Origin of the sequence: Flavobacterium sp. 11, from assembly GCF_002754315.1 — a bacterium.
In the GTDB taxonomy this organism is placed as follows: Bacteria; Bacteroidota; Bacteroidia; order Flavobacteriales; family Flavobacteriaceae; genus Flavobacterium; species Flavobacterium algoritolerans.
Genome location: NZ_PEFE01000001.1, coordinates 1,801,596 through 1,824,014, shown reverse-complemented (window position 1 = coordinate 1,824,014; position 22,419 = coordinate 1,801,596). Strand labels below are relative to the sequence as shown.

The window sequence follows — 22,419 nt, the reverse complement described above, 5'->3', positions numbered from 1 at the left end:
TATTTTTTTAAACTAAACTGTAACATTTTTTATTACTTTTAAATACATATAATTATGAAAATCGCAATTATCGGAGCCACAGGATTTGTAGGTTCAGCAATTTTAAATGAATTGGCAAATCGCAATCACCAAATTACAGCAATAGCCAGAAATCCAAAAAATGATGAAAACTCGAATATCAAATGGGAAAAAGCAGATATTAATAACGTTGATGAACTGTCTAAAATTATTGCAGGAAATGATGTGATTGTAAATGCTTTCAGCGCAGGTTGGACTAATCCAAATTTATATACCGATTTCCTTGAAGGTTCAAAAGGGATTCAAGAAGCTGTTAAAAAATCCGGTGTAAAACGATTCATCACCATTGGTGGCGGAGGAAGTTTGTTTGTAGCTCCAAATCTACAAGCAGTAGACACTCCGGATTTTCCAAAGGAATATTACGCAGGAGCAACTGCAGCAAGAGATTATTTGAATATTATTAGAGAAGAAAAAGAATTGGATTGGGCATTTTTCAGTCCGGCTTTTGAAATGCATCAAGGCATCACAACAGGAAGAACAGGTAAATACCGTCTAGGGTTAGAAAACCCAGTTTTTGATGAAAATCAAAGAAGTATTTTATCCGTTGAAGATTTAGCAGTTGTTATAGCTGATGAAATTGAAACTCCAAAACACCATCAAGTGCGTTTTACAGCAGCCTATTAATTCCGCATGTTTTCTAAAATAAAACAGTTTCATAAGGCAGTTGCTTTTTGAAACTGTTTTTGTTTTCACTACTTTTACTATTCTAAAAAATAGTTTTGCCAAATAAAAAACACCATCCAAGCGCGTTAAACGAAAAACCCGGAATTTCTGCTCCAGAAATTATCAGCACTGTTGCTGTTGAACATATTCAGCAATTTAGAAAGATACAACCTTCGGCAAAAGAACTCGTTAAAGGGATTTTAGAAGAAAATATAACTGCGCTGAGTCGTGCGATTACTTTAGTGGAAAGTACGAATGTAAGTCATTTGGCGAAAGCCAATGAAGTGATAAATGCCTGTTTGCCATATGCCAACAAATCAGTTAGAATTGGCATTACAGGAGTTCCCGGCGTTGGAAAAAGTACCTTCATTGAAGCTTTTGGAAAATATTTGACTGGTTTAGGAAAAAAAGTAGCGGTGCTTGCCGTTGATCCCAGCAGTACGATTTCGCATGGAAGTATTTTGGGTGATAAAACCCGAATGGAAGAACTCGTTAAAGATGAAAATGCTTTTATACGACCTTCAGCTTCAGGTGAAACATTAGGTGGTGTCGCTCGAAAAACCCGTGAAACCATTACACTTTGTGAGGCTGCCGGTTTTGACACTATCATTATAGAAACGGTTGGCGTAGGCCAAAGTGAAACCGCTGTTCACAGCATGGTTGATTTTTTTCTTCTATTAAAAATTTCTGGTGCCGGCGATGAATTGCAAGGCATCAAACGCGGCATTATGGAAATGGCCGATGCTATTGTCATCAATAAAGCGGATGGTGACAATATCAAAAGAGCTCATCTTGCTAAACTGGAATTCAATAGAGCATTGCATCTTTTCCCTGCCAAAAAATCAGGTTGGACTCCTACAACTGCTGCCTGCAGCGCTATTACCCATGAAGGAATACCTGATGTTTGGGAAACCATTCAAAAATTTATGGAACTGACTAAAGGCAATAATTACTTTTTTGAAAAACGAAAAGAACAAAATCAATATTGGATGCTGGAGACCATCAACGAGCAATTGAAAACCAATTTTTACAGCAATGCTGAAATTCAAAAATCATTGGATTCAACTAAAAAAGCGGTGCAAAATGATGAAATTTCACCCTTTGCAGCCGCTCAAAAATTATTGGAAAAGTATTTTAAAAAAGACTAATCTATTCTGTTCTTCTTTTCCCTTCTAAATAAGTTTGGTATCCATACTTTAACATTAAAACACCAAGAGCAATCTTACCAAATTTACCAATAACATATCCTACAATATGTCCAGAATTATAGGCTTCACTTTCGTTTATATTTGATTTAATTTCAAACGGAAAAAAGTTAAAAACCCCTTTAATTATGAGTATTGTGCCAAAAATAAACATGAAATACATAAATAAATTTTTCATTTGGATATAGATTAGGTAAGACAAAAAGTTAACTACTCCTCGTAAAGTTTAATTTCTCTATCATAAAACTCATTGGCAAGAACTATTAATCCTTCCATTTCTGCATTTAATTCTGCTTCGTCAAGATCCTCTGCTTCTTCCATAAACTCTACCTCATCATCTTTCAGATTGATTATAAATCTAGGGTAATCAAGGTGTATGATGAAAATATCCTCAGGGAAATCAGTATTGTCGCCTAGTAAAAATTTTGGTAATTCCATGAATTTAATATTTAAGTATTTATTATTTTATTTGTTATGATTTTGCAACACCAACTTTCTTGTTAATCTCGCAAAGCGAATATACAAAAATAAAGCGGCAGCAGTTAATCCCGCCAGAAGTCCTATCCAGATTCCAACGGCTTTAAGTTCCGTATATTTTCCTAAATAATAGGAAATAGGAAAACCAATAACCCAATACGCCACAAAGGTAATGTACATAGGGATTTTTACATCTTGCAAACCACGTAATGCTCCCAAAACAACGACTTGAATTCCATCCGAGATTTGGAAAATAGCTGCAATCAATAGTAATTTTGAAGTGATTATGATGATTTCTTCGTTGTCCAGCATCTGAGCTGAATCGGTCATATTCAAGAATAAATGCGGTAAAAAATTATGGAATACCACAAAGATTATCGCAAAAAAAGTTTCAAGTATAATCGCCAATAGAAAAATAGATCGTGCAACAACAATCAACTTTTTAAAATCATTCATTCCTTTAGTATGACTCACTCGAATCATTGCCGTAACACTTAAACCCATTGCAACCATAAAAGTAGAGGATGCCAAAATAAGTGCAATCTGATTGGCAGCCTGACTATTTTTACCCAAAGAACCAGAAAGCCAAATTGCAGCGGTAAACAAAGTTACTTCAAACAACATTTGCATAGCTGAAGGCATACCCAGATTGATAATCTTTTTCAAAATTGATTTTCTGATTTCTTTAAAACTGAAATTCTTAAAATATTTTTTCAATGCAGAATTCTTTTTCATCAGGTAATGCATGAAAACCACCATCATTATCCTTGATAAGACCGTTCCCAATGCAGCTCCCAGAATTCCTAATTTTGGAAAAAACCAAATTCCGTAAATCAGTACATAATTAAAAAAGACATGCACTACGTTAGCCATAAATATGGCGTACATGGAGTATTTTGTTTTAGACAATCCATCGGCAAATTGTTTGTACCCTTGATACATAATCACCGGAATTAAAGAAAAAGCAACCCAATCAATATAAGGAGCAGCCATTTCAGCCACTTCCTTGGGTTGGTGCATGAAATACATAATTTGTTTAGACAATACGGTCAAAATAAATAATGCAACTCCTAAAATCGTACATAAAAGTAATCCGTGATGAAAAGTAGTACGGATTTTTTGATCATTTTTTTCGGCATCAGCCTCAGCCACTAATGGAGTTATTGCAGTAGAAAAACCTATCCCTAAAGACAAAGCAATGAATATAAAGCTATTACCCAATGAAACTGCCGCCAATTCAGTTGAACCTAATTTTCCAACCATGAAATTATCAACGATTCCTATTAATGTATGTCCTAGCATTCCCAGAACTACAGGATAAGCTAATTTAATATTATAAGAAAACTCTTTGAAGTATTGAGATAAATTCACTTTTGCTTTTTTTTGATGGCAAAGATAATTAGAAGCTTTCAATTGCATCAATACTATTACATATATAACACTTCTTTTTTAGTGCATAATTTCACCCAACAAGGAATTCTATAACAAAACCAAGTAATTCTATAACAAAACAGGCTTATGAGGGCTATACATTTGTAACGTTGTTTAGAATTAAATAAAATCAAGACAACACCAAAAAAAATTATTAATAAAAAATATTACAATTATGAAAACGACAGGAAAAATCAAAATGTTATTTGTATTCGCAATAGCAATGATGTTTGCTAACAATGTACAAGCACAAGAAACAACAACTACAGCTACAAATTACGATCAAGGATTCCGTTTAGGATTTGGTGCAAATGCAGGATATTCAACTAGCGACCCATACAAATTAGCACTAGGAGCTGATGTAAGAGGACAATATGATTTATCAAAAAGATACTCTTTAACTTTAACAACTGGTTACACTAATTTATTTGTAAGCAAAGCTGATACGTTTCCTGGTCAAACAGAAGGAAAAGATTTAGGTATCATCCCAGCTAAAGCAGGTTTTAAAGCTTTCGTATGGAATGACCAATTTTATGTAATGGGAGAAGCTGGTGCAGCATTTGCAGTAAGTAATGTAGACAATACCAGAGATAAAACTTCTTTATTGTTATCTCCAAGTATAGGTTATGCTACTAAATACATAGATATTTCTTTGAACTATACACACTACAATCATTTTGATCGTTTAAACAACAACGGTTCTCTCGGAAAAGGTGTTGGACAAGTAGGTGTTCGTTTGGCTTACGGTTTTGAACTATAAAACTTTTTTGAATTAGTTATAAAAATGCGCTGAAATTCAGCGCATTTTTTGTTTACTATCGGGAGTACTTTTTATCTGTCAACGTTTTCATAAAGGCGATAAGCTGTTTTTTTTCCAAGTCAGTAAGGTTCAGTTTGTCTTCGGGTAACGTTTGATTTTGTAAATTAAACCCCAATCCGTTTCCACCGCCGTCATTGTAAAAATCAATCACTTCTTCCAGTGTTTTAAAAACACCATTGTGCATGTAAGGCGCCGTCAATTCTACATTTCTTATGGTTGGTGTTTTGAAAGAATTACGATGAATTTCGGCTTTCGTTAATTCAAATTTACCCAAATCAGCATCTAATTTTTTATGTTTATCAGGAACGCCCAGCACTTCACTTTCTGATTTCATAAAACTTGGTGGTACAGTTCCATTTGTTAATGGAATAAAATGACAGGTAGCACATTTTGCTTTTCCGGTGAATAAATTAAACCCTGCAATTTCATCTAAATCAAATTTTTCCTCACCTTGCATAAATCCATCAAACTTTGAATCATAATTACTCAATGATCTTATATAGGATGCTAATGCATTTTTTATTCCAAATTCATCTATTGCTGTTTTAGGAAACGCCTTTTTGAACTTGGCAACATAACTCGCTTCTTTTTTTAAAGCTGCAACTGATTTTGCTAAAGAACCGTGCATTTCATTTTCATTGATAATTACCGCTACAGCCTGATCTTCTAGATAATTGACTCTGGAATCTGAGAAGAAAGCACGCTGAAATGCAATGTGAGTAAGCGTAGGCGTATTTCTTTTTACCAAAGATTTACCATCTAATGAAACTGATTTCTCCAAACCATCCGTAAATGCTTTATCTGAATGGTGACAAGAAGCACAAGAACGAGCATTATTTCCCGATAAAACAGGATCATTAAATAATAACTTTCCCAATTCTATTTTTTCAGGCGTTGTTTCATAATCTGGAAATGCGGAGAAAGCTTCGGCATCAAAAGCAGTTGCATCAAAAAGTGTCTGTGCAGTTGTTTTCAGTCCTCTTGTTTCTTTTATAAAAGGAATTTTCAAGCTGACTTGCGTTTTATGCAAACCGATACTTAACGGATTGGCGATTTCTCGAATAAAAAAAGCGCGATCAAATGCATTAAAGTTGGTATTTGTTTTTAAATATTCCTTGCCTTTTTTAATCGTTTTTAAAACATTCTGAAAAGATTCATCGGTTGAATTATCCGCATAGATTTTATAATATTTCTCGATACTTTCTAATGCTGATGCTGCTTCCGGAATAGATTTTTGAGCAATCGGGGAATCAAATCCGGTTATTCCCAAGGTTATGATTCTAAAAACTTCCAAACGCATCGCATCAAAAACATGGGAATCTGTGAATTCATTTGTCTGTGACACTTTGTCCAAACGCTTTAAATTTGCCGATAGAATACCCATTTCTTTCAGCAATTCCGCTTTTGATTTTGGATTATATGCCGGAAAAATAAATTCTTCAATCACTTGAAATCCTTCGGGAGACAAAGTCTTTCCATCATTTTCTTCAAATTCTGCTAAGGCTGGACCATTTATAGCTTTAGAAACAGCCGGAAAATAATATTCACTCATCGTTTCCACTTGTTTGTAACTACCATGCGCCAGTAAAAATTGTTTCTGGAGCTGAACTGTTGAGGAATTTAACTTTATTAAATGCTCCAGTTTAGAAACCTCATCTATGACTTTTAGAATATCTGATTTGAATACATTATTTACCGTTTCATGCTTAGGAATAGCATTTTGGCAAGAGAACAATACAATTAGAACCAATAAAATGAAACTGTTTTTCATGATAAATGCGAGTAACTTTAAAAAATTGTAAAAAACAAAAACCACGGTTCCTAGTAAGAAACCGTGGATATTTGTAACTATTTGATTGGGTTTATTATCGTGCTAATCCTTTGATTAAAACAATTTGGCTTGCTTGGTCTTCATTTGGACGATTTGTTCCTCCATCCACTCCTTTGTATTTTGTTCCTCTCCAAGTATGAGGTTGAACACTTAGTAAAAAGGTATCATCAATCCCTAATTGCTCTGAAACATCAATCATGGCTCCGTATTCCCAATCCCCTAATTTACTTGTTCCTCCTACATTATATTTAGTAGCATCTGTAGCCGTACGACGATGGTCTAACTCAACAACCACTTTCAATTGTTTTGTCGCTATATTATATTGGTAGATGTAAGCATCATGCGTTTCATCACCATATCCATTCGCATCTTCCTGAACATAAACGTAGTTTTTTGTCACACAGATGTTATCCGGATTTTGGAATTTCCCTGCAATTCCGGTACGGTCATCTCCGTCAAGAATTACTTCAAGAGTACCAGCCAAAGGATTATTTGCATCTAAGTTCAATTTGTAAACTCTACCGTATTTTGTTCTTGAAGCATCTGCATTTGCACCAGAAGTATTTTGTCCTGTAACATTAAAATAAATTTCTCTTGCTCCGGCATCTGTACCTTTTTTATAATCCAAATCCTCTACTCTTCCAAATTTGATTCCTTTCAATGTATTCACAGATGCATTTATAGCCGCTCCTGTCATTGTAGTATGGTTCTCAATTTTCACAAAAGAAACACCGTACGATTGATTGACAACCATATCTTTCTCTCTCTGATTGTTATCCGTTCTTTTCATCATGTATAAAGAACCGTTCGTTAAATCACCAACAGTGTTTGAAACATACATAAACACTTGGCCACCATACGTTCCTGAATCATCATCTCCAATCACAACCACCGTTTTTCCTGCAAATGCAGACGCTTTTAACGGTAAAGCATTTTCAGCACTTATTCTTCCTAAAGCAGGTAATTCTTTAGAAACTGAAGCAGAAGCAACATCTCCAAAAGGATTTATGGCATGAGTACGCGATTCTTCACCAGATTCTCCACAAGTCAAATACAATGGACCAAAACCATTTTCGGCAACTGTTGCCATTGTAGCACCACATAACCTCCAAGTTCCACCATTAGAATTCAATAAATATTCTCCTTTTGTAGGTTTGAATGTTTTGTCAAAAGTTACTCTTGATACCGCAAAATTATCTTCGTGATTCACCAAAAAAGTAAAAGTACCATCAGCATTTTTCAATAATCCTGATCCATCTGCAGATCCTCCAAAAACAAAATTTGGGCTTCCTGCCAAAACATCGTCAGAACCAATCAATGAAAAAAGCTCTAAGCTTTCAAAACCAGCTTGCTTTTTCAATAACACTGGAGTCGCTGATTGATTCACTAAAACAACACTCGTTGTTTCATTAGAAGATTTAGCATCATTCTCACATGAGATTAAGGATACTAAAAATAACATTGGTAAAATAATTCTTTTCATCTTGGTTGATTGTTTAAATTTCAAGCAAAGTAATGCCGTGAATTTAAACTCTGAATGAATTGAATATTAACAAAAAGCCAAGAGTTGGCTTTATTTTAAAGGCGAGAAAAACAATAATTTTACATACTAACAGTACCGTAATGCAATGATAAACTTCAAGTAACTTTCGCAAGAAAATCTATTACATTAATTCTCTTTCTTCAACATCTCTTTATACATTTCAAAATTAGCTTTAACTTTTTCGTCTAATTGCGGTTCTTTAATATCAGTACGTTTTTGCATTTCTTCCCAAATAATTTTGGCAACAATATAACGTGCCATTTCCTTATCATCCGCAGGAATAATATACCAAGGTGCATTTTCGGTAGCAGTTTTATTAATTGCCTCTTCATAATACTGCATGTATTCCTCCCAATGCTCGCGCTCTTTCAAATCTCCAGGTGAAAATTTCCAATGGTGCTCCACTTCTTCCAATCGGCGTAGTAACCTTTTGCGTTGTTCTTCCTTACTCATGTGAAAGTAAAACTTCAAAACAATCGTTCCGTTTTGCGTGATGTGTTTTTCAAAATTATTGATTTGCTCCATCCTATTTTCCCAAAACTGTGGTGTTATATCAGCCACTTTTTCGATTCCCGGCAAATTTTCATTCATAATATATTCCGGATGCACACGAGTAACCAAGACATTCTCATAATGCGTTCTGTTAAAAACAGCAAATTTCCCTTTTTCAGGCAAAGCCAAATAATGTCTCCACAAGTAATCATGCTCCAGCTCCGTAGAATTAGGTGTTTTAAAACTATGCACCACAACCCCACGCGGATTAAATTCCTTAAAAACTTCCCGAATCAGACTGTCCTTCCCTGATGTGTCCATGCCTTGCAAACAAATCAAAACGCCGTATCGATTATGCGCATACATAACATCCTGCAACTCGCTCAATTTCGTCTGAACTTTATCCAGTTTTTCCTCTTTATCATCCTCACTGGCTCCATTAAACAAGTTCGTAGGGATTTTAGACAAATCAATTTTGCCAATCACTTTAAAATCATCGGGATTTATAGACTTCATAAGAAATATTTTATCTTTGTAAACTCAAATATAACAAATTATAAGGAGCATTTTCCAGCTATTCGTTGCAATCTTTTATTATTTTAAAGAAAAATAATAAAAGGATTTCCACTGCTATCTGGGCTAGGCACTCGTTTTCAAAACAAAAACAATGGAAAAATTCACACTCGAATTATTATTTCAAATCATCGGCATTGGTTCAGCATCAGGACTTATTTACAAAGACAATTCCCTACTGATTATTGGTGACAACAGCGGTTTCCTTTATGAATATCAAATGGATTCCAAAGATTTAAAACGCCATCCATTACTGGAAAACCCAACAGAAAACACGCTAAAAAAAGACAAAGCTGATTTTGAAGCCATAACCCATTTTGGGGATAGTTTGTATGTTTTTGGTTCCGGTTCCACCGAGAAAAGGAACAAAATGATACAAGTCAATTCTACTGATAAAAAGATAATCGCCACAAATGACCTCACCGATTTGTATGCAGTCATGCAAAATTTTGGAGAAATAAAACCCGAAGATTTCAACCTCGAAGGCGCCATCTATAATGGCGAAAGTTGGTTTTTATTGAATCGTGGCAACGGAAGTTCCAATAAAAATGTTCTTTTTACCATCGAAGGAAAAAACCTGACCAATGATTTTACTATTCTTTCTAACGCCTACAAACTCCCTAAAATAAAAGGAGTCCGCAGTAGTTTTACCGATGCCGTTTTAGTCGACAACAGCATTTATTTTTTGGCTACAGCCGAAGATACCGAATCTACTTATGATGATGGCGAAGTTTTAGGAAGTCTTATCGGGAGAATCAACCTGAAAACCATGAAAATAGATTTTACCCAAAAAATAAGCAGCACCCATAAATTCGAAGGATTGACTTTGTATACTGATTCAAAAGAAAAAATCGAGTTCCTGCTTTGTGAAGATAAAGACACCGAAGTTTTAGAAACAGATATTTATAAATTGAGTTTGGACAAAAAATAAAATCCATTCCTTTAAAGATGTTCCTTTTATCCAAAATAACAGAACGTTAAATTTAGATTAAATAGAAAATCAAAATAGATTTCAAATTTAAAACGAGGTACTTTTACAATAAACCAAGCCTTTTATTGGCTTAAATAATTTATAAAATGACAGATTTAAAAAATAAAAATGCCCTAATCACCGGCGCAGGAAAAGGAATTGGAAAAGCAATCGCGATTGCTTTAGCAAAAGAAGGTGTAAATGTAATTCTGGTAGCACGAACTCAGGAAGAAATAGACAGTGTAGCTGCCAAAGTGCGTTCGTTACGAGTAAAAGCACTGGCGATAACTGCTGATGTTGCTGATATTAATTCGGTAAACGCTGCCGTTGCCAAAGCCTTAGCAGAATTTGGAACCATTGATATTTTAATCAACAATGCAGGAATAGCTGCTTTTGGGAAATTCTTAGAATTAGAACCAACGGATTGGGAACGTATTATTCAGGTAAATTTAATGGGAACCTATTATGTAACGCGTGCCGTTTTGCCAAATATGATTCAAAGACAAACAGGTGATATCATCAATATTTCTTCAACAGCCGGACTAAGTGGAAATGCGTTAACAAGTGCTTATAGTGCTTCAAAATTTGCTGTTTTAGGATTAACGGAATCGTTGATGCAGGAAGTTCGCAAGCATAATATTCGTGTAACGGCTTTAACGCCAAGCACTGTTGCGACTGACATGGCCAAAGAATTAAACTTAACAGATGGCAATCCGGATAAAGTCATGCAAGCAGAAGACATGGCCGAATTAATCATCGCGCAACTCAAATTAAACCGACGCGTTTTTATCAAAAACAGCAGTATTTGGTCTACGAATCCGTAATTTTTTTATTTTTAAACATACAAGGCTTAAAAGATAAAACCATTAAGAAATTAAATGACCTTATATGGTTGAAAAAAACTTACACTAAAGCCGAAGCAAATTCCATTCGTACGCTTCCGTCTTCATCAATTTTTGTCAAATTAATTTCGTGTAAGGTATTGACTAATTCTGGATTCCAAGGCGTTTTTACTTTCACGTAGTTTTCGGTAAACCCGTGAATATAACCTTCTTTATTTTCACTTTCGAACAAAACAGTTCTATTGGTTCCCAATTGACTTTCGTAAAAAGCACGGCGTTTTTTAACTGACAAACCGCGTAACATCTTACTTCGTTTGGCGCGAACATTAGCAGGAACAACACCTTCCATTGAAGCTGCTTCAGTATTATCACGTTCTGAATATGTGAATACGTGTAAATACGAAATATTCATTTCATTCAAAAAATGATAGGTTTCCAGAAAATGTTCATCTGTTTCACCCGGAAAACCCACAATCACATCCACACCAATACAAGCGTGTGGCATCACTTCCCGAATTTTATTGACTCTTTCGGTATAAACTTCACGTTGGTAACGACGTTTCATCAACTTCAAAATGTCATTGCTTCCAGATTGCAACGGAATATGAAAATGCGGTACAAAAGTTCTGCTTTTTGATACAAATTCTATCGTTTCGTTCTTTAATAAATTTGGTTCAATAGATGAAATTCGCAATCTTTCGATGCCTTCCACTTTGTCTAATTCTTGAACTAATTCCAGAAAAGTATGTTCGTGTTTTTTATTTCCAAATTCACCCTTACCGTAATCGCCAATATTGACACCGGTAAGAACAATTTCTTTGATATTTTGTTTCGAAATTTCTGAAGCATTTTTCAATACATTTTCCAATTCATCACTTCTCGAAATTCCTCTTGCCAACGGAATCGTGCAATAGGTACATTTGTAATCACAACCATCCTGCACTTTCAAGAAGGCACGGGTTCTGTCTCCTATTGAGTAACTTCCCACATAAAAATCAGCTTCGGCTATTTCGCAGGAATGCACTTCACCAAAATCATTTTTGGACAAATCATTAATATAATCCGCCAATTTAAATTTTTCTGTTGCACCAAGAACCAAATCTACTCCATCTACACTCGCTAATTCTTCCGGTTTCAATTGCGCATAACATCCTACTGCCGCTACAAATGCTTTGTCATTCAATTTCATTGCTTTTCGCACCACTTGCTTGAACTGCTTATCTGCATTTTCAGTAACTGAACAGGTATTAATCACGTACATATCAGCAATTTCCTCAAAATCTACCCGATCAAAACCTTCGTCTTGAAGATTACGCGCAATCGTAGAAGTCTCTGAGAAGTTTAGTTTACAACCCAGCGTATAAAAAGCAACTTTTTTTCTATTTTCCATAAGATAACTCAATTAATGAAATCGTTGTCAAAAAATTGAGTGCGCAAATTTACGAACTAAAATCTATTAATTTTTAGACAATAACCATTTTATTAAAAACTAAATCCGACACTCAGACTCTTTTAGAGAACAAGTATCGGATACTAAATTATTATTATTTTGATTTGAATTTTAATTCAAAATAAATCGTCTCACTACTTCAGCCACGCCATGATTATTATTTGAGGCTACAATAACATCTCCTTTATCTCTCAATTCTGGCGTTACATTATCGACCCAAACACCCAAGCCTGCATATTCAATCATGGTTAAATCATTTCCTGCGTTTCCAACAGCAATAATTTCACTTTGATTTATATCCAGTTTTTCTGCTAAAATTTTTATGCTGGCGGCTTTATCAATCCCATTTTGCGCTACTTCAAGAAAAAATGGCTTCGACATGCTCACACTAAGATGTGGCATTGCGGCTTTCAAATCTTTTTCAACTTCTTTTAAATAACTTGGCTCTTCCAATAAAATACATTTTACAGCGGAAGACTGAACCTCATCTTTAAAACTAAGGACTTTATTGTGTTCTAAACCTGTGATTTTTTTTTCGATTTCAATAAATTCCGAATTTGTCTCACTCACAATTTTCCCATCAACATAAGTAATAATATGGGTATTACTTTTTAAACTGTAATCATACAATTCATGAATTTGTTCCTGGGTCAACGTTTGTTCAAAAATGACTTTATCTTCCTTTAAATCTGTAATGACAGCGCCATTATACGATATCATAAACGAATTATCCAGTTGCAATTCTTTGGCATAAGCAGTCATGGCTGGTGTTGGCCTTCCGGAAGCCAAAATAACATAAACACCCAATTCCTGTGCCTTAAACAACATTTCTTTATTCTCGTCTGAAATGGTATGGTCATCGGTTAACAAAGTGTCATCCATGTCCAAAACCAACATTTTATATTTCATTTTTATTTTTTAAAAAGCAGTATTTCAAATACCGAAAATTCACAAATTATTTTTTAATTTACTTTGATTTTGTCTTGTGCCAAAAATTTGAAGAATACGAATTTCCGTTTCAGAATGAATTTTATAAATGATTTTATAATCTCGAACAATCATTCTTCTATAAGGTTCTCCTAAAAACTCATCCGCTTGATATTGCTCAACAAAATGAATATTTTTACTTTGAACCACAATATCTCTAATAACGTTTTTTGCTCCTTGAGGAGATTTTAACTTGATAAATTCAAATATTAATTTCAAATTAGCTTTGGCCTGATTATCCCAAAGTATGGTAATTGGCTTTTGCATATTACCACTTCTCGATTTCTTTTTCTAGATCTTCAATCGTTGTATAGTTGCCCGAAGATATTCGTTCATCAGCTTCTTTAACCATATTAATGTATTCTTCTTTGTCAACTGGATAACCACTAATAGTATGAGCAACAACTTCTTTATCTAAAACAGATTTAAGCGCTAATATTTTTTTTAGTTTACTTTCATCATTAATATGAAGCAACCAATCCATCAATTCTCTTTTCTTTGCAGCTATGTCCATCTTACAGAGTTATTTGAACAACAAATATACAAATTTAAATACTCATTCTGAATTCCTCAATAACTGGGTTCACTTTTGCAAACTCGGTTTCCTGAACGAATAATTCAACTGCTAAATCTGAATTTCCAAATCCTCCCAATCGAGCTGATTGTATGTTGTTTTTCAAAACGGTATCTACTCCTATTGCTTCAATTCTCTCTTGCAACGCTAAAGCTAAAATTTCACTTCCCGAAAACACTTTCATTAATCCCATTTTATTCTTTATTTAATTATTTATTACCGTTTTCTTCATCACCTTCTTGCTCTTCAAAATCATCCTCTTCATCTGCCTCAAAGTTTTCGTCCTCTTCGAAATCTTCGTCCTCATCCTCATCTTCGTCTTCTTCATCAAAATCGAATTCAAAAGGCTCTACTAACATTTTTTCAGCAAGGACTTCAATTCGTTCTGTGAATTGTTCCGAGAAAATAATACGTTGGGTTCTCACAATGCTATTCGAAATACGCATGATTTTAGTTTCATGACGCAATTTCAAAATTGGATCTGCATCATCAAGGATAAACATTTTCAATCGGTTTACATTATAACCGGCAGTAGTGAACATTTCACTTAACTTATTTGGTGTCCCAATCAACACGTCAATTCCGCTGGAAATATAATTTTTATCGTATTCCATATCGCCTTTATCATGAACACCGTAGACTTCTAAATTAGAATTCTTGCCATATTTTTCAAAAAGTGATTCCATTTCTAATACTTTGGCTTTGTCTTCCACAATAATCAAAGCCCTAGGTGACTCTTCATTTGCGCCTGCCAATCTCTGAATTACATTCAGCACAATTGTTGTCGATTTTCCGCTTCCTTTTGGCGCAATAACAATACAATCCGAACCACTTTTCATGGTCGAAAATGTTTCTTTTTGCATCGCATTGGCTTCAGTCAAACCGTTTTCAATTAGAGCTTGTTGTAAGTCTTCGTTTATTTTTTTTAGTTTCATTTCTTATGATTGAAAGATTAAAAATTAAAAGATTTAAACTATTACCAAATCTTTTAATTTTTAATCATTAAATTAATTTTATTTCGATGCAAATAACTTCACATCATTCTCGGAAATTTCGCTTCCGCCAAGGATAATCAAACGCTCCACTACATTTCTCAATTCACGGATATTTCCAGTCCAATCGTATTCCTTCAATAAATTAATCGCTGCTGCAGAGAATTTTTTGACCGCATTACCTTGCTCCGAAGCAATTTTATCTGCAAAATGTGAAATCAACATCGGGATGTCATCACGTCTTTCATTCAACGCAGGAACTTTTATCAAAATTACTGCCAAACGATGGTATAAATCTTCACGAAAACGACCTTCGGCAATTTCCTTTTTCAAATCTTTATTAGTAGCCGCAACCACACGAACATCAACTTTGATGTCCTTATCTGCTCCCACTCTGGTAATCATACTTTCTTGTAAAGCACGCAATACTTTGGCTTGCGCCGAAAGACTCATATCCCCAATTTCATCCAAGAAAATAGTTCCTTTATCAGCAGCTTCAAATTTTCCTGCACGGTCTTTTACTGCCGATGTAAACGCTCCTTTTACGTGACCGAATAATTCGCTTTCTATCAATTCAGACGGAATAGCAGCGCAATTCACTTCGATTAAAGGGAAATTAGCGCGTTCGCTTTTTTCATGTAATTGATGCGCAACCAACTCTTTTCCTGTTCCATTTGGACCTGTGATTAAAACTCTGGCTTCGGTTTGAGCAACCTTCTCAATCATCACTTTGATGTGATTGATAGCTTCGCTTTCGCCAATCATTTCGTAGTTCTTGCTGACTTTTTTCTTCAGAATTTTATTTTCAACTACAAGTTGTTTTTTGTCTAAAGCATTTCGAACCGTATTCAACAATCGGTTTAAATCCGGTGGTTTTGAGATGTAATCAAACGCTCCCAAACGCATCGTATTGATAGCCGTTTCCATATCGCCATGACCAGAGATCATCACCATAGGAATTTCGGGTTTGATTTTTTTTACCGCTTCCAGCACCTCAACGCCGTCCATTTTTGGCATTTTGATATCGCACAAAACCAAATCGTAATCGTTGTTTTTTATTTTTTCAAAACCTGCAACACCATCTTCGGCTTCTTCAACTTGATACGTATCGTTTTCTTCGGTGAGTATCTTTGTAAGTACTCTTCGAATTGCAGCTTCATCTTCTATGATTAGTATTTTTGACATATTTTTTGATTCGATTATTGTTCATTCGGTTAATCGGTTAAACAAATAACCAAATCCACGAATTAACTTCTATTAATATTTCAACCAGCGGTACATTTCACCCCAGGTTGGTTTTTTGCCGTACATGAGTATTCCTATTCGGTATATTTTTGCGGCGAACCAAACTACAAAAAAGAAGGTTCCAAATAATAATGTTACCGATATTGCAATTTGCCACAAAGGTACGCCAAACGGAATTCGCATCAGCATCACGATTGGTGAGGTAAGCGGAATCATTGAAAAAACGACTGCTATTGTTCCATGCGGATCATTGATAACCGTAAAAAATCCAACGTAAACACTCAACATTAATGGCATAATGATAGGCAACAGAAACTGCTGTGAATCCGTTTGATTATCAACTGCAGCGCCAATTGCCGCGTAAAATGAACTGTATAAAAAATAACCTCCTATGAAATAAATCACAAATCCAATAAGGATACTTGCAATGGGTAAATTCCATAATTCCTTAATATACATTTGCGCAGTTCCAGTCATTTCTTGCTGTGCAGAGTGCATCAATTCTGGCGAAACGCTGGCTGTTGGCCCCACATTTACACCAAAAAAAACGGAGGCTGCAAACATTAATGACATTCCGATTATTGCCCAAATAAGGAATTGCAACAATCCTGCCAATGAAGTACCTATGATTTTCCCCATCATCAACTGAAATGGTTTAACCGAGGAAATTATAATTTCTACTATTCGACTGGTTTTTTCTTCGATGACACTTCGCATCACCATGTTTCCGTAGATGATGATGAACATCATTATAAGATATCCAAATGCGCCACCAATCCCGATTTTGATTTCGTTAAGTCCTTTTACGCTTTCTTCACCAGATGCTTTTGTCAAGCTGATATTCACTTTTGACTGGGCATTTTTAATTGCCAGCGTATCTAAATGTGCTTTTTCTAAATTATTTTTGGTTAGTTTACTTGCAATTACATCCTGAACATTTTCAATGAATGAAATACTGGGACTGCTATTTGAAATAAACTGGATTTTACTTTCAAAATCCTTGGAATTACTCGCTTTTGGAATGTATAACAATCCTTCGTAGCTTTCATTTGTAATACTGTCTTTGAGGAATTTTAAATCTATTAAAGACAAATCAAGATATTTGTATGCTTTATCTTTATTGTTTTGGGAAGTAAATTCCTTTACAAACATACCTGATTCGTCATGAATAGCTATTCGTTTGGTGTCAGCTTTCATGGAACTTAAATATGCTACAAAAACGGCGATTCCCACAAATAGTAACGGACTTAAAAAAGTCATAACAATAAAAGATTTATTGCGCACTTTGGCAATAAACTCTCTTTTTATAATTAATGATACTATAGACATTTTAGATGGTTAGATGGTTAAACTACTTAGACTTTTAGACTTCTTAGATTTTAGATTCGATCTAAGCATGTAAGAAATCTAAAAATCTATTTTGTTACTGTTTGAATAAAAATATCATTGACACTTGGTATTTTCTCTACAAAGTGTGTTACCTGGCCGCATTGCGTCAAGATATTCAATAACTCATTTGGCGTGGCATTCCCGAGTTGAATTTCCAGTTTTAACTCGTTGTTCAGTGATTTAAAATTAGCCGGGCCAACAGTAAATTTTTGTGTAATAGTATACATCAACCCTTCTACATTCTCCGATAAAATACCCACTTCAAAACTATTGGTTTTAAATTGTCTTTTGACATCGTCCAGTTTTCCTTCGATTAATTTATTGGATTTGTGAATCAAAGCGATGTGATCACATAATTCTTCTACGCTTTCCATACGGTGGGTGGAGAAAATTATGGTAGCTCCTTCCTCTCTCAAGGCAAGGATTTCATCTTTGATAATATTGGCATTTACAGGATCAAAACCCGAAAAAGGTTCGTCAAAAATCAACAGTTTTGGTTTGTGCAAAACGCAAACCACAAACTGAATTTTCTGAGCCATTCCTTTAGAAAGTTCCTGAATTTTCTTGTTCCACCAACCTTGAATTTCTAATCTTTCAAACCAATACTCCAATTGTTTTTTGGCTTCAGCCTTAGAAAGTCCTTTCATTTGAGCCAAATACAAGCATTGTTCCCCTACTTTCATAGTGTTGTACAATCCTCTTTCTTCCGGTAAATAGCCTATATATTGAACATGTTTGGGTTGTAATTTTTCACCATCCAAAATAATTTCACCACTGTCAGGCAATGTAATTTGATTTATAATTCGGATAAGTGATGTTTTTCCGGCTCCATTTGGACCTAAAAGTCCGTAGATACTTCCTTTTGGAACCATTAATGAAACCTCGTTAAGCGCCACATAATCACCGTATTGCTTGACAACTTTATTCACTTCAAGAATATCACTCATGCTCATTTTTTAATTGGTGTAAAAGTAAATAATTAGTATCGAAATACTTAGAATAGTTTCATATATGTAGCATTTAATTTTTTGAGGTCCTATATGTTATCGCCTTATATTTATTGGTGTTTATCTCACAATATTTTATTTTCATCGGAGTTCGATGATTTTCAATTGTTTGCAACAAACAAATTATTAGTGGCGATTTCATAAAAAACCCATCCTTATTTTAACAAGGATGGGAAATATATTTAAAACAGCTTAGATAAATTGTATCGCTACTTTTTATTATGAAAACATGTCTTTCACTTTCTCAAAAAATGATTTGTCTGATTTTTCAGGATTTGGAATAAAATTCTCATCGGTAAGATTTTTTTCGAAAAACTGTTTTTGCTCTTTGCTCAGTGTTTTTGGAGTCCAAACATTTACATGTACCAATAAATCGCCGTTTCCGTACCCATTGATACTAGGAATTCCTTTTCCTTTTAATCTCAGAATTTTACCGGATTGAATTCCTTCCTCCAGTTTGATTCTTACTTTTCCGTTTATAGCTTCGATGTCTTTGGAAATTCCAAGAACAGCTTCAGCGAAACTGATGTATAAATCGTAGTGTAAATTCTCTCCTTCACGTTTCAAGAATTCATGCTCCAATTCTTCAATAGCAACAATCAAATCTCCCGGGATACTGTTTCCTGGAGCATCGTTTCCTTTATTAGAAACTTTCAATTGCATTCCGTCTACAACACCCGCAGGTATTTTTATTGAAACCGTTTCATCTTCAAGAATCATTCCTTGTGAATCCGCTTCGGATGGTTTTCTGTCTAAAATTTGACCTGAACCACTACATGTTGGACATGTAGAGGCAGATTGCATTCTACCCAAAATGGTATTCGTAACGCGCATCACTTGTCCTTGACCGTTACATGTAGAACATGTTTTATAGGTAACTCCAGGTGCTTGAACTTTACGTTTTACTTTTACTTTTTTCTCAACGCCATTCGCAATTTCTTCCAATGTCAATTTTACTTTGATACGAAGGTTGCTTCCTTTAGCACGACGAACACCGCCGCCGCCACCGCCTCCGAAACCACCAAAACCGCCTCCGAAAATATCACCAAACTGACTGAAAATGTCATCCATATTCATTCCGCCGTGACCACCTCCGCCAAAACCGCCAGAACCATCAAAAGCTTGATGACCATATTGATCGTATTTTGCTTTTTTCTGAGGATCGCTTAATACTTCGTAAGCTTCAGCAGCCAATTTAAATTTATCTTCTGCCGATTTGTCTCCAGGATTTTTGTCAGGATGAAATTGTAGTGCGTTTTTTCGGTATGCTTTTTTAATTTCAGCAGCATCAGCATTTTTTGAAATGCCTAATATTTCGTAAAAATCTTTTTTCATTTTTATTTTTTCTTTTGTTGAGTCGCACTGCAGTGCGCTTCTACGCGTGATATAAATACGCGATTAATCGCGAATCTATTACTGCCCTATAACAACTTTTGGAAAACGGATAATCTTGTCTCCTAATTTATATCCTTTTTCAAGAACGTCAACAATTTTACCTTTCAACTTATCTGATGGCGCAGGAATTTGAGTGATAGCTTCAGCAAAATCAGCATCAAAAGCGTCTCCAGCCTTAACCTCAACTTGCTCTAGTCCTTTAGAAACTAAAGTACTTTTTAATTTTTCATGGATAAGTTCCACACCTTTAGTCAACAATTCGTCATCTGATTTGTTTATCTCAACCATAGCTCTGTCGAAATCATCCAATACAGGAAGCATCGCTAACAAAACTTCTTGATTAGCCGTTTTAAACAACTCGATACGCTCTTTTGTAGTTCTACGTTTGTAATTTTCAAATTCAGCAAATAATCTTAAATACTTATCTTTCTCTTTGGCTAAGTCTTGAGTCAATTGCTCTTCCAGACTTAATTCCTCAATAATGATTTGCTCTCCATTTGCATTATTTTCTAATGTCACATCATCTATTTCTTGATCAATTTCTGTATTTTCAGTAGTCATATTACTTGTATTTTTAAAAATATTCTTAAACTTCATTTTTATTCTTTTCTTTGGATTGCAAAAGTACTGCCAATTCTTTTAAAATGTCAAATTGTCATCTTTTTATTGAATTTATATTTTTTTTAGACTTTACACTCTTAAAAACAAATTTTACCCACTCAAAATTTTAATATAATTTTAAGACTATCTCGATATAGTTTACATAAATTTGTTTCAATTATTTACAGTTAATTTTCTGTAAATGAAAAACTAAAGAATCCCTACAAATTATTAATTCACCATTATTTTATATTAAAAAAAGCTTCGTTTAGTAGACGAAGCTTTTTTTATGCTTTTAAAATAGAACTATACTAATGCGTTTTTCAAACCTTCAAAATCCACTGAAGTCTGTTCTCCGCTCACTAAATTTTTAAGAGAAAAAGAATTGGAAGCCATTTCCTGTTCCCCTACGATTACCGCAAAAGGAATTCCCCTTTTATCTGCATGTTGGAACTGCTTCGCCACTTTCGCATTATCCGGATACAATTCTACTTTTAAACCTGAATTCCTTAATTCTTTTATCGCTTTCATCGCATAAAAAGCTTCTTTTTCGCCGTAATTAATAAACAACGCTTTAGAAGTTGCCGTTACAGTTTCAGGAAATAAATTCAATTCTTCGACAACCAAATAAATTCGATCCAATCCAAAAGAAATTCCCACGCCGCTCATATTTTTCAATCCGAAAATTCCGGTCAAATCATCATATCGTCCGCCACCGCCAATGGACCCCATCGAAACTGATTTTGGCGGAGCCACTTCAAAAATAGCACCCGTATAATAATTTAGCCCTCTGGCCAAAGTCACATCCAAATCTAAAATTGCTGTTGACAATCCGAGTTCCGTAACGTTGTCACAAATAAAACGTAGTTCTTCAACTCCTTTCATTCCTTCATTGGACTCCACAAGCAAAACAGAAAGTTGGTTTATTTTCTCTGAAATAGTTCCTGTGAAATTAAATAGCGGCTGTACTTTCAGAATTGCTTCTTCCGAAATTCCTTTCTCCATCATTTCTTTTTTCACGCCGTCCTCGCCTATTTTATCGAGTTTGTCTAACGCAACAGTGAAATCTATTAATTTATCTGATGCGCCAATCACTTCCGCAATTCCAGATAATATTTTTCTGTTATTGATTTTGATGGTTACCCCTTCTAAACCTAAAGCGGTAAAAACAGTGTCATACAATTGAACCAATTCTACTTCCTGCCACAATGATTTAGAACCTACCACATCAGCATCACATTGAAAAAATTCTCTGAAACGTCCTTTTTGCGGGCGGTCTGCTCTCCAAACGGGTTGAATTTGGTATCTTTTAAATGGAAACTCTATATCGTTTTGATGTTGCACCACATAACGCGCAAATGGAACGGTTAAGTCATAACGCAAGGCTTTTTCAGAAATACTTGATGTTAATTTAGTACTGTCCTTACTTTCTAAATGAGTTGCATTGGCTTTAGCCAAATAATCTCCTGAATTTAATATTTTAAAAATCAAACGATCGCCTTCTTCTCCGTATTTCCCCATTAAAGTTTCGGAGTTTTCAAACGAAGGAGTTTCTATCGGTTGAAAACCAAACTTCTCGAAATTACTTTTTATAATCTGAATGATATATTGACGTTTTGCCACCTCAGTTGGTGAAAAATCTCTAGTTCCTTTTGGAATGCTCGGTTTTGATGCCATTTTTTGATTATTGGATTTTTAGATTTTCAGATTTAGGAATTCTTGAAAAACTCCAAATTCTAATTCTTTGCAAATATCTTATTTTTAAAATAAATCTGTTTACAAATTTCATCATTTTATTGCCCGATGCCTAGCCCAGAGAGCAGCGAAAACATGGAAGTGAAAAATAATATTGTTT

At 34.7% G+C, this 22,419-nt stretch carries 23 protein-coding genes; 5 read left to right on the top strand and 18 right to left on the bottom strand.

What is annotated here, in order from left to right:
* Nucleotides 1-54 precede the first annotated feature (54 nt).
* Both CLV00_RS08005 and meaB read left to right on the top strand, forming a co-directional pair.
* On the top strand, nucleotides 55-702 hold the full coding sequence (locus tag CLV00_RS08005; RefSeq protein ID WP_099714617.1) for an NAD(P)-dependent oxidoreductase: 648 nt from the start codon (nucleotides 55-57) through the stop codon (nucleotides 700-702).
* 95 nt (nucleotides 703-797) lie between these two features.
* Complete coding sequence (gene meaB, locus CLV00_RS08000; protein ID WP_233206870.1) at nucleotides 798-1,889, top strand: methylmalonyl Co-A mutase-associated GTPase MeaB; 1,092 nt, start codon at nucleotides 798-800, stop codon at nucleotides 1,887-1,889.
* 1 nt (nucleotide 1,890) lies between these two features.
* Here meaB and CLV00_RS07995 read toward each other — a convergent pair whose 3' ends face one another.
* The 3 genes from CLV00_RS07995 to CLV00_RS07985 are packed head-to-tail and all read right to left on the bottom strand — an operon-like array spanning nucleotide 1,891 to nucleotide 3,794.
* Nucleotides 1,891-2,124 carry a hypothetical protein gene (locus CLV00_RS07995; RefSeq protein ID WP_099714615.1) on the bottom strand — a complete coding sequence of 78 codons (234 nt, stop codon included), beginning with the start codon at nucleotides 2,122-2,124 and terminating at the stop codon, nucleotides 1,891-1,893.
* Between the two features lie 32 nt (nucleotides 2,125-2,156).
* Nucleotides 2,157-2,384: a hypothetical protein gene (locus tag CLV00_RS07990; RefSeq protein WP_091204000.1), complete on the bottom strand. Its 228-nt coding sequence runs from the start codon at nucleotides 2,382-2,384 to the stop codon at nucleotides 2,157-2,159.
* Between the two features lie 27 nt (nucleotides 2,385-2,411).
* Nucleotides 2,412-3,794 (bottom strand): MATE family efflux transporter, encoded by a 1,383-nt coding sequence (locus CLV00_RS07985; protein WP_099716281.1) that lies wholly within the window; start codon nucleotides 3,792-3,794, stop codon nucleotides 2,412-2,414.
* A 235-nt stretch (nucleotides 3,795-4,029) separates the two neighbouring features.
* On the opposite strand from CLV00_RS07985, the gene CLV00_RS07980 reads away from it, so the two are divergent.
* Entirely contained in the window at nucleotides 4,030-4,614 is a 585-nt protein-coding gene (locus tag CLV00_RS07980) for a hypothetical protein (RefSeq protein ID WP_099714614.1), read from the top strand.
* Nucleotides 4,615-4,669: 55 nt separating this feature from the next.
* Here CLV00_RS07980 and CLV00_RS07975 read toward each other — a convergent pair whose 3' ends face one another.
* The 3 genes from CLV00_RS07975 to CLV00_RS07965 form a co-directional block, all read right to left on the bottom strand.
* Nucleotides 4,670-6,445, bottom strand: a complete 1,776-nt coding sequence (locus CLV00_RS07975; protein WP_099714613.1) for a cytochrome c peroxidase — start codon at nucleotides 6,443-6,445, stop codon at nucleotides 4,670-4,672.
* Nucleotides 6,446-6,539: 94 nt separating this feature from the next.
* Entirely contained in the window at nucleotides 6,540-7,988 is a 1,449-nt protein-coding gene (locus tag CLV00_RS07970) for a hypothetical protein (RefSeq protein WP_099714612.1), read from the bottom strand.
* Nucleotides 7,989-8,174: 186 nt separating this feature from the next.
* On the bottom strand, nucleotides 8,175-9,056 hold the full coding sequence (locus CLV00_RS07965) for a PPK2 family polyphosphate kinase (protein WP_099714611.1): 882 nt from the start codon (nucleotides 9,054-9,056) through the stop codon (nucleotides 8,175-8,177).
* 151 nt (nucleotides 9,057-9,207) lie between these two features.
* Here CLV00_RS07965 and CLV00_RS07960 point away from each other — a divergent pair, with 151 nt between their 5' ends.
* The gene (locus tag CLV00_RS07960; protein WP_099714610.1) at nucleotides 9,208-10,044 is read left to right on the top strand and encodes a hypothetical protein; all 837 of its coding nucleotides are present in this window, start codon (nucleotides 9,208-9,210) and stop codon (nucleotides 10,042-10,044) included.
* A 146-nt stretch (nucleotides 10,045-10,190) separates the two neighbouring features.
* Nucleotides 10,191-10,907, top strand: a complete 717-nt coding sequence (locus tag CLV00_RS07955) for a 3-ketoacyl-ACP reductase (RefSeq protein ID WP_099714609.1) — start codon at nucleotides 10,191-10,193, stop codon at nucleotides 10,905-10,907.
* 79 nt (nucleotides 10,908-10,986) lie between these two features.
* Here CLV00_RS07955 and mtaB read toward each other — a convergent pair whose 3' ends face one another.
* The 12 genes from mtaB to hisS all read right to left on the bottom strand — a co-directional run bounded on the left by mtaB (nucleotide 10,987) and on the right by hisS (nucleotide 22,241).
* Nucleotides 10,987-12,315, bottom strand: coding sequence for a tRNA (N(6)-L-threonylcarbamoyladenosine(37)-C(2))-methylthiotransferase MtaB (gene mtaB / locus CLV00_RS07950; protein ID WP_099714608.1), 1,329 nt, complete (start codon nucleotides 12,313-12,315; stop codon nucleotides 10,987-10,989).
* A 171-nt stretch (nucleotides 12,316-12,486) separates the two neighbouring features.
* A complete protein-coding gene (locus tag CLV00_RS07945; protein WP_099714607.1) occupies nucleotides 12,487-13,284 on the bottom strand; it encodes a Cof-type HAD-IIB family hydrolase in 798 nt (265 codons plus the stop codon).
* 39 nt (nucleotides 13,285-13,323) lie between these two features.
* Complete coding sequence (locus tag CLV00_RS07940; RefSeq protein ID WP_099714606.1) at nucleotides 13,324-13,629, bottom strand: type II toxin-antitoxin system RelE/ParE family toxin; 306 nt, start codon at nucleotides 13,627-13,629, stop codon at nucleotides 13,324-13,326.
* 1 nt (nucleotide 13,630) lies between these two features.
* On the bottom strand, nucleotides 13,631-13,876 hold the full coding sequence (locus CLV00_RS07935; RefSeq protein ID WP_099714605.1) for a hypothetical protein: 246 nt from the start codon (nucleotides 13,874-13,876) through the stop codon (nucleotides 13,631-13,633).
* 34 nt (nucleotides 13,877-13,910) lie between these two features.
* On the bottom strand, nucleotides 13,911-14,129 hold the full coding sequence (locus tag CLV00_RS07930) for a DUF2007 domain-containing protein (protein WP_039110017.1): 219 nt from the start codon (nucleotides 14,127-14,129) through the stop codon (nucleotides 13,911-13,913).
* A 16-nt stretch (nucleotides 14,130-14,145) separates the two neighbouring features.
* Entirely contained in the window at nucleotides 14,146-14,871 is a 726-nt protein-coding gene (locus CLV00_RS07925; protein ID WP_099714604.1) for a DEAD/DEAH box helicase, read from the bottom strand.
* Between the two features lie 78 nt (nucleotides 14,872-14,949).
* A complete protein-coding gene (locus CLV00_RS07920) occupies nucleotides 14,950-16,113 on the bottom strand; it encodes a sigma-54 dependent transcriptional regulator (RefSeq protein WP_099714603.1) in 1,164 nt (387 codons plus the stop codon).
* Nucleotides 16,114-16,185: 72 nt separating this feature from the next.
* Nucleotides 16,186-17,502: an ABC transporter permease gene (locus tag CLV00_RS07915; protein WP_099714602.1), complete on the bottom strand. Its 1,317-nt coding sequence runs from the start codon at nucleotides 17,500-17,502 to the stop codon at nucleotides 16,186-16,188.
* Between the two features lie 86 nt (nucleotides 17,503-17,588).
* On the bottom strand, nucleotides 17,589-18,509 hold the full coding sequence (locus CLV00_RS07910; protein WP_099714601.1) for an ABC transporter ATP-binding protein: 921 nt from the start codon (nucleotides 18,507-18,509) through the stop codon (nucleotides 17,589-17,591).
* A gap of 279 nt (nucleotides 18,510-18,788) precedes the next feature.
* Nucleotides 18,789-19,904 carry a molecular chaperone DnaJ gene (dnaJ, locus tag CLV00_RS07905; protein WP_099714600.1) on the bottom strand — a complete coding sequence of 372 codons (1,116 nt, stop codon included), beginning with the start codon at nucleotides 19,902-19,904 and terminating at the stop codon, nucleotides 18,789-18,791.
* 78 nt (nucleotides 19,905-19,982) lie between these two features.
* Complete coding sequence (locus tag CLV00_RS07900) at nucleotides 19,983-20,561, bottom strand: nucleotide exchange factor GrpE (RefSeq protein WP_099714599.1); 579 nt, start codon at nucleotides 20,559-20,561, stop codon at nucleotides 19,983-19,985.
* A gap of 309 nt (nucleotides 20,562-20,870) precedes the next feature.
* Nucleotides 20,871-22,241: a histidine--tRNA ligase gene (gene hisS, locus CLV00_RS07895; RefSeq protein ID WP_099714598.1), complete on the bottom strand. Its 1,371-nt coding sequence runs from the start codon at nucleotides 22,239-22,241 to the stop codon at nucleotides 20,871-20,873.
* Between the last annotated feature and the right edge of the window lie 178 nt (nucleotides 22,242-22,419).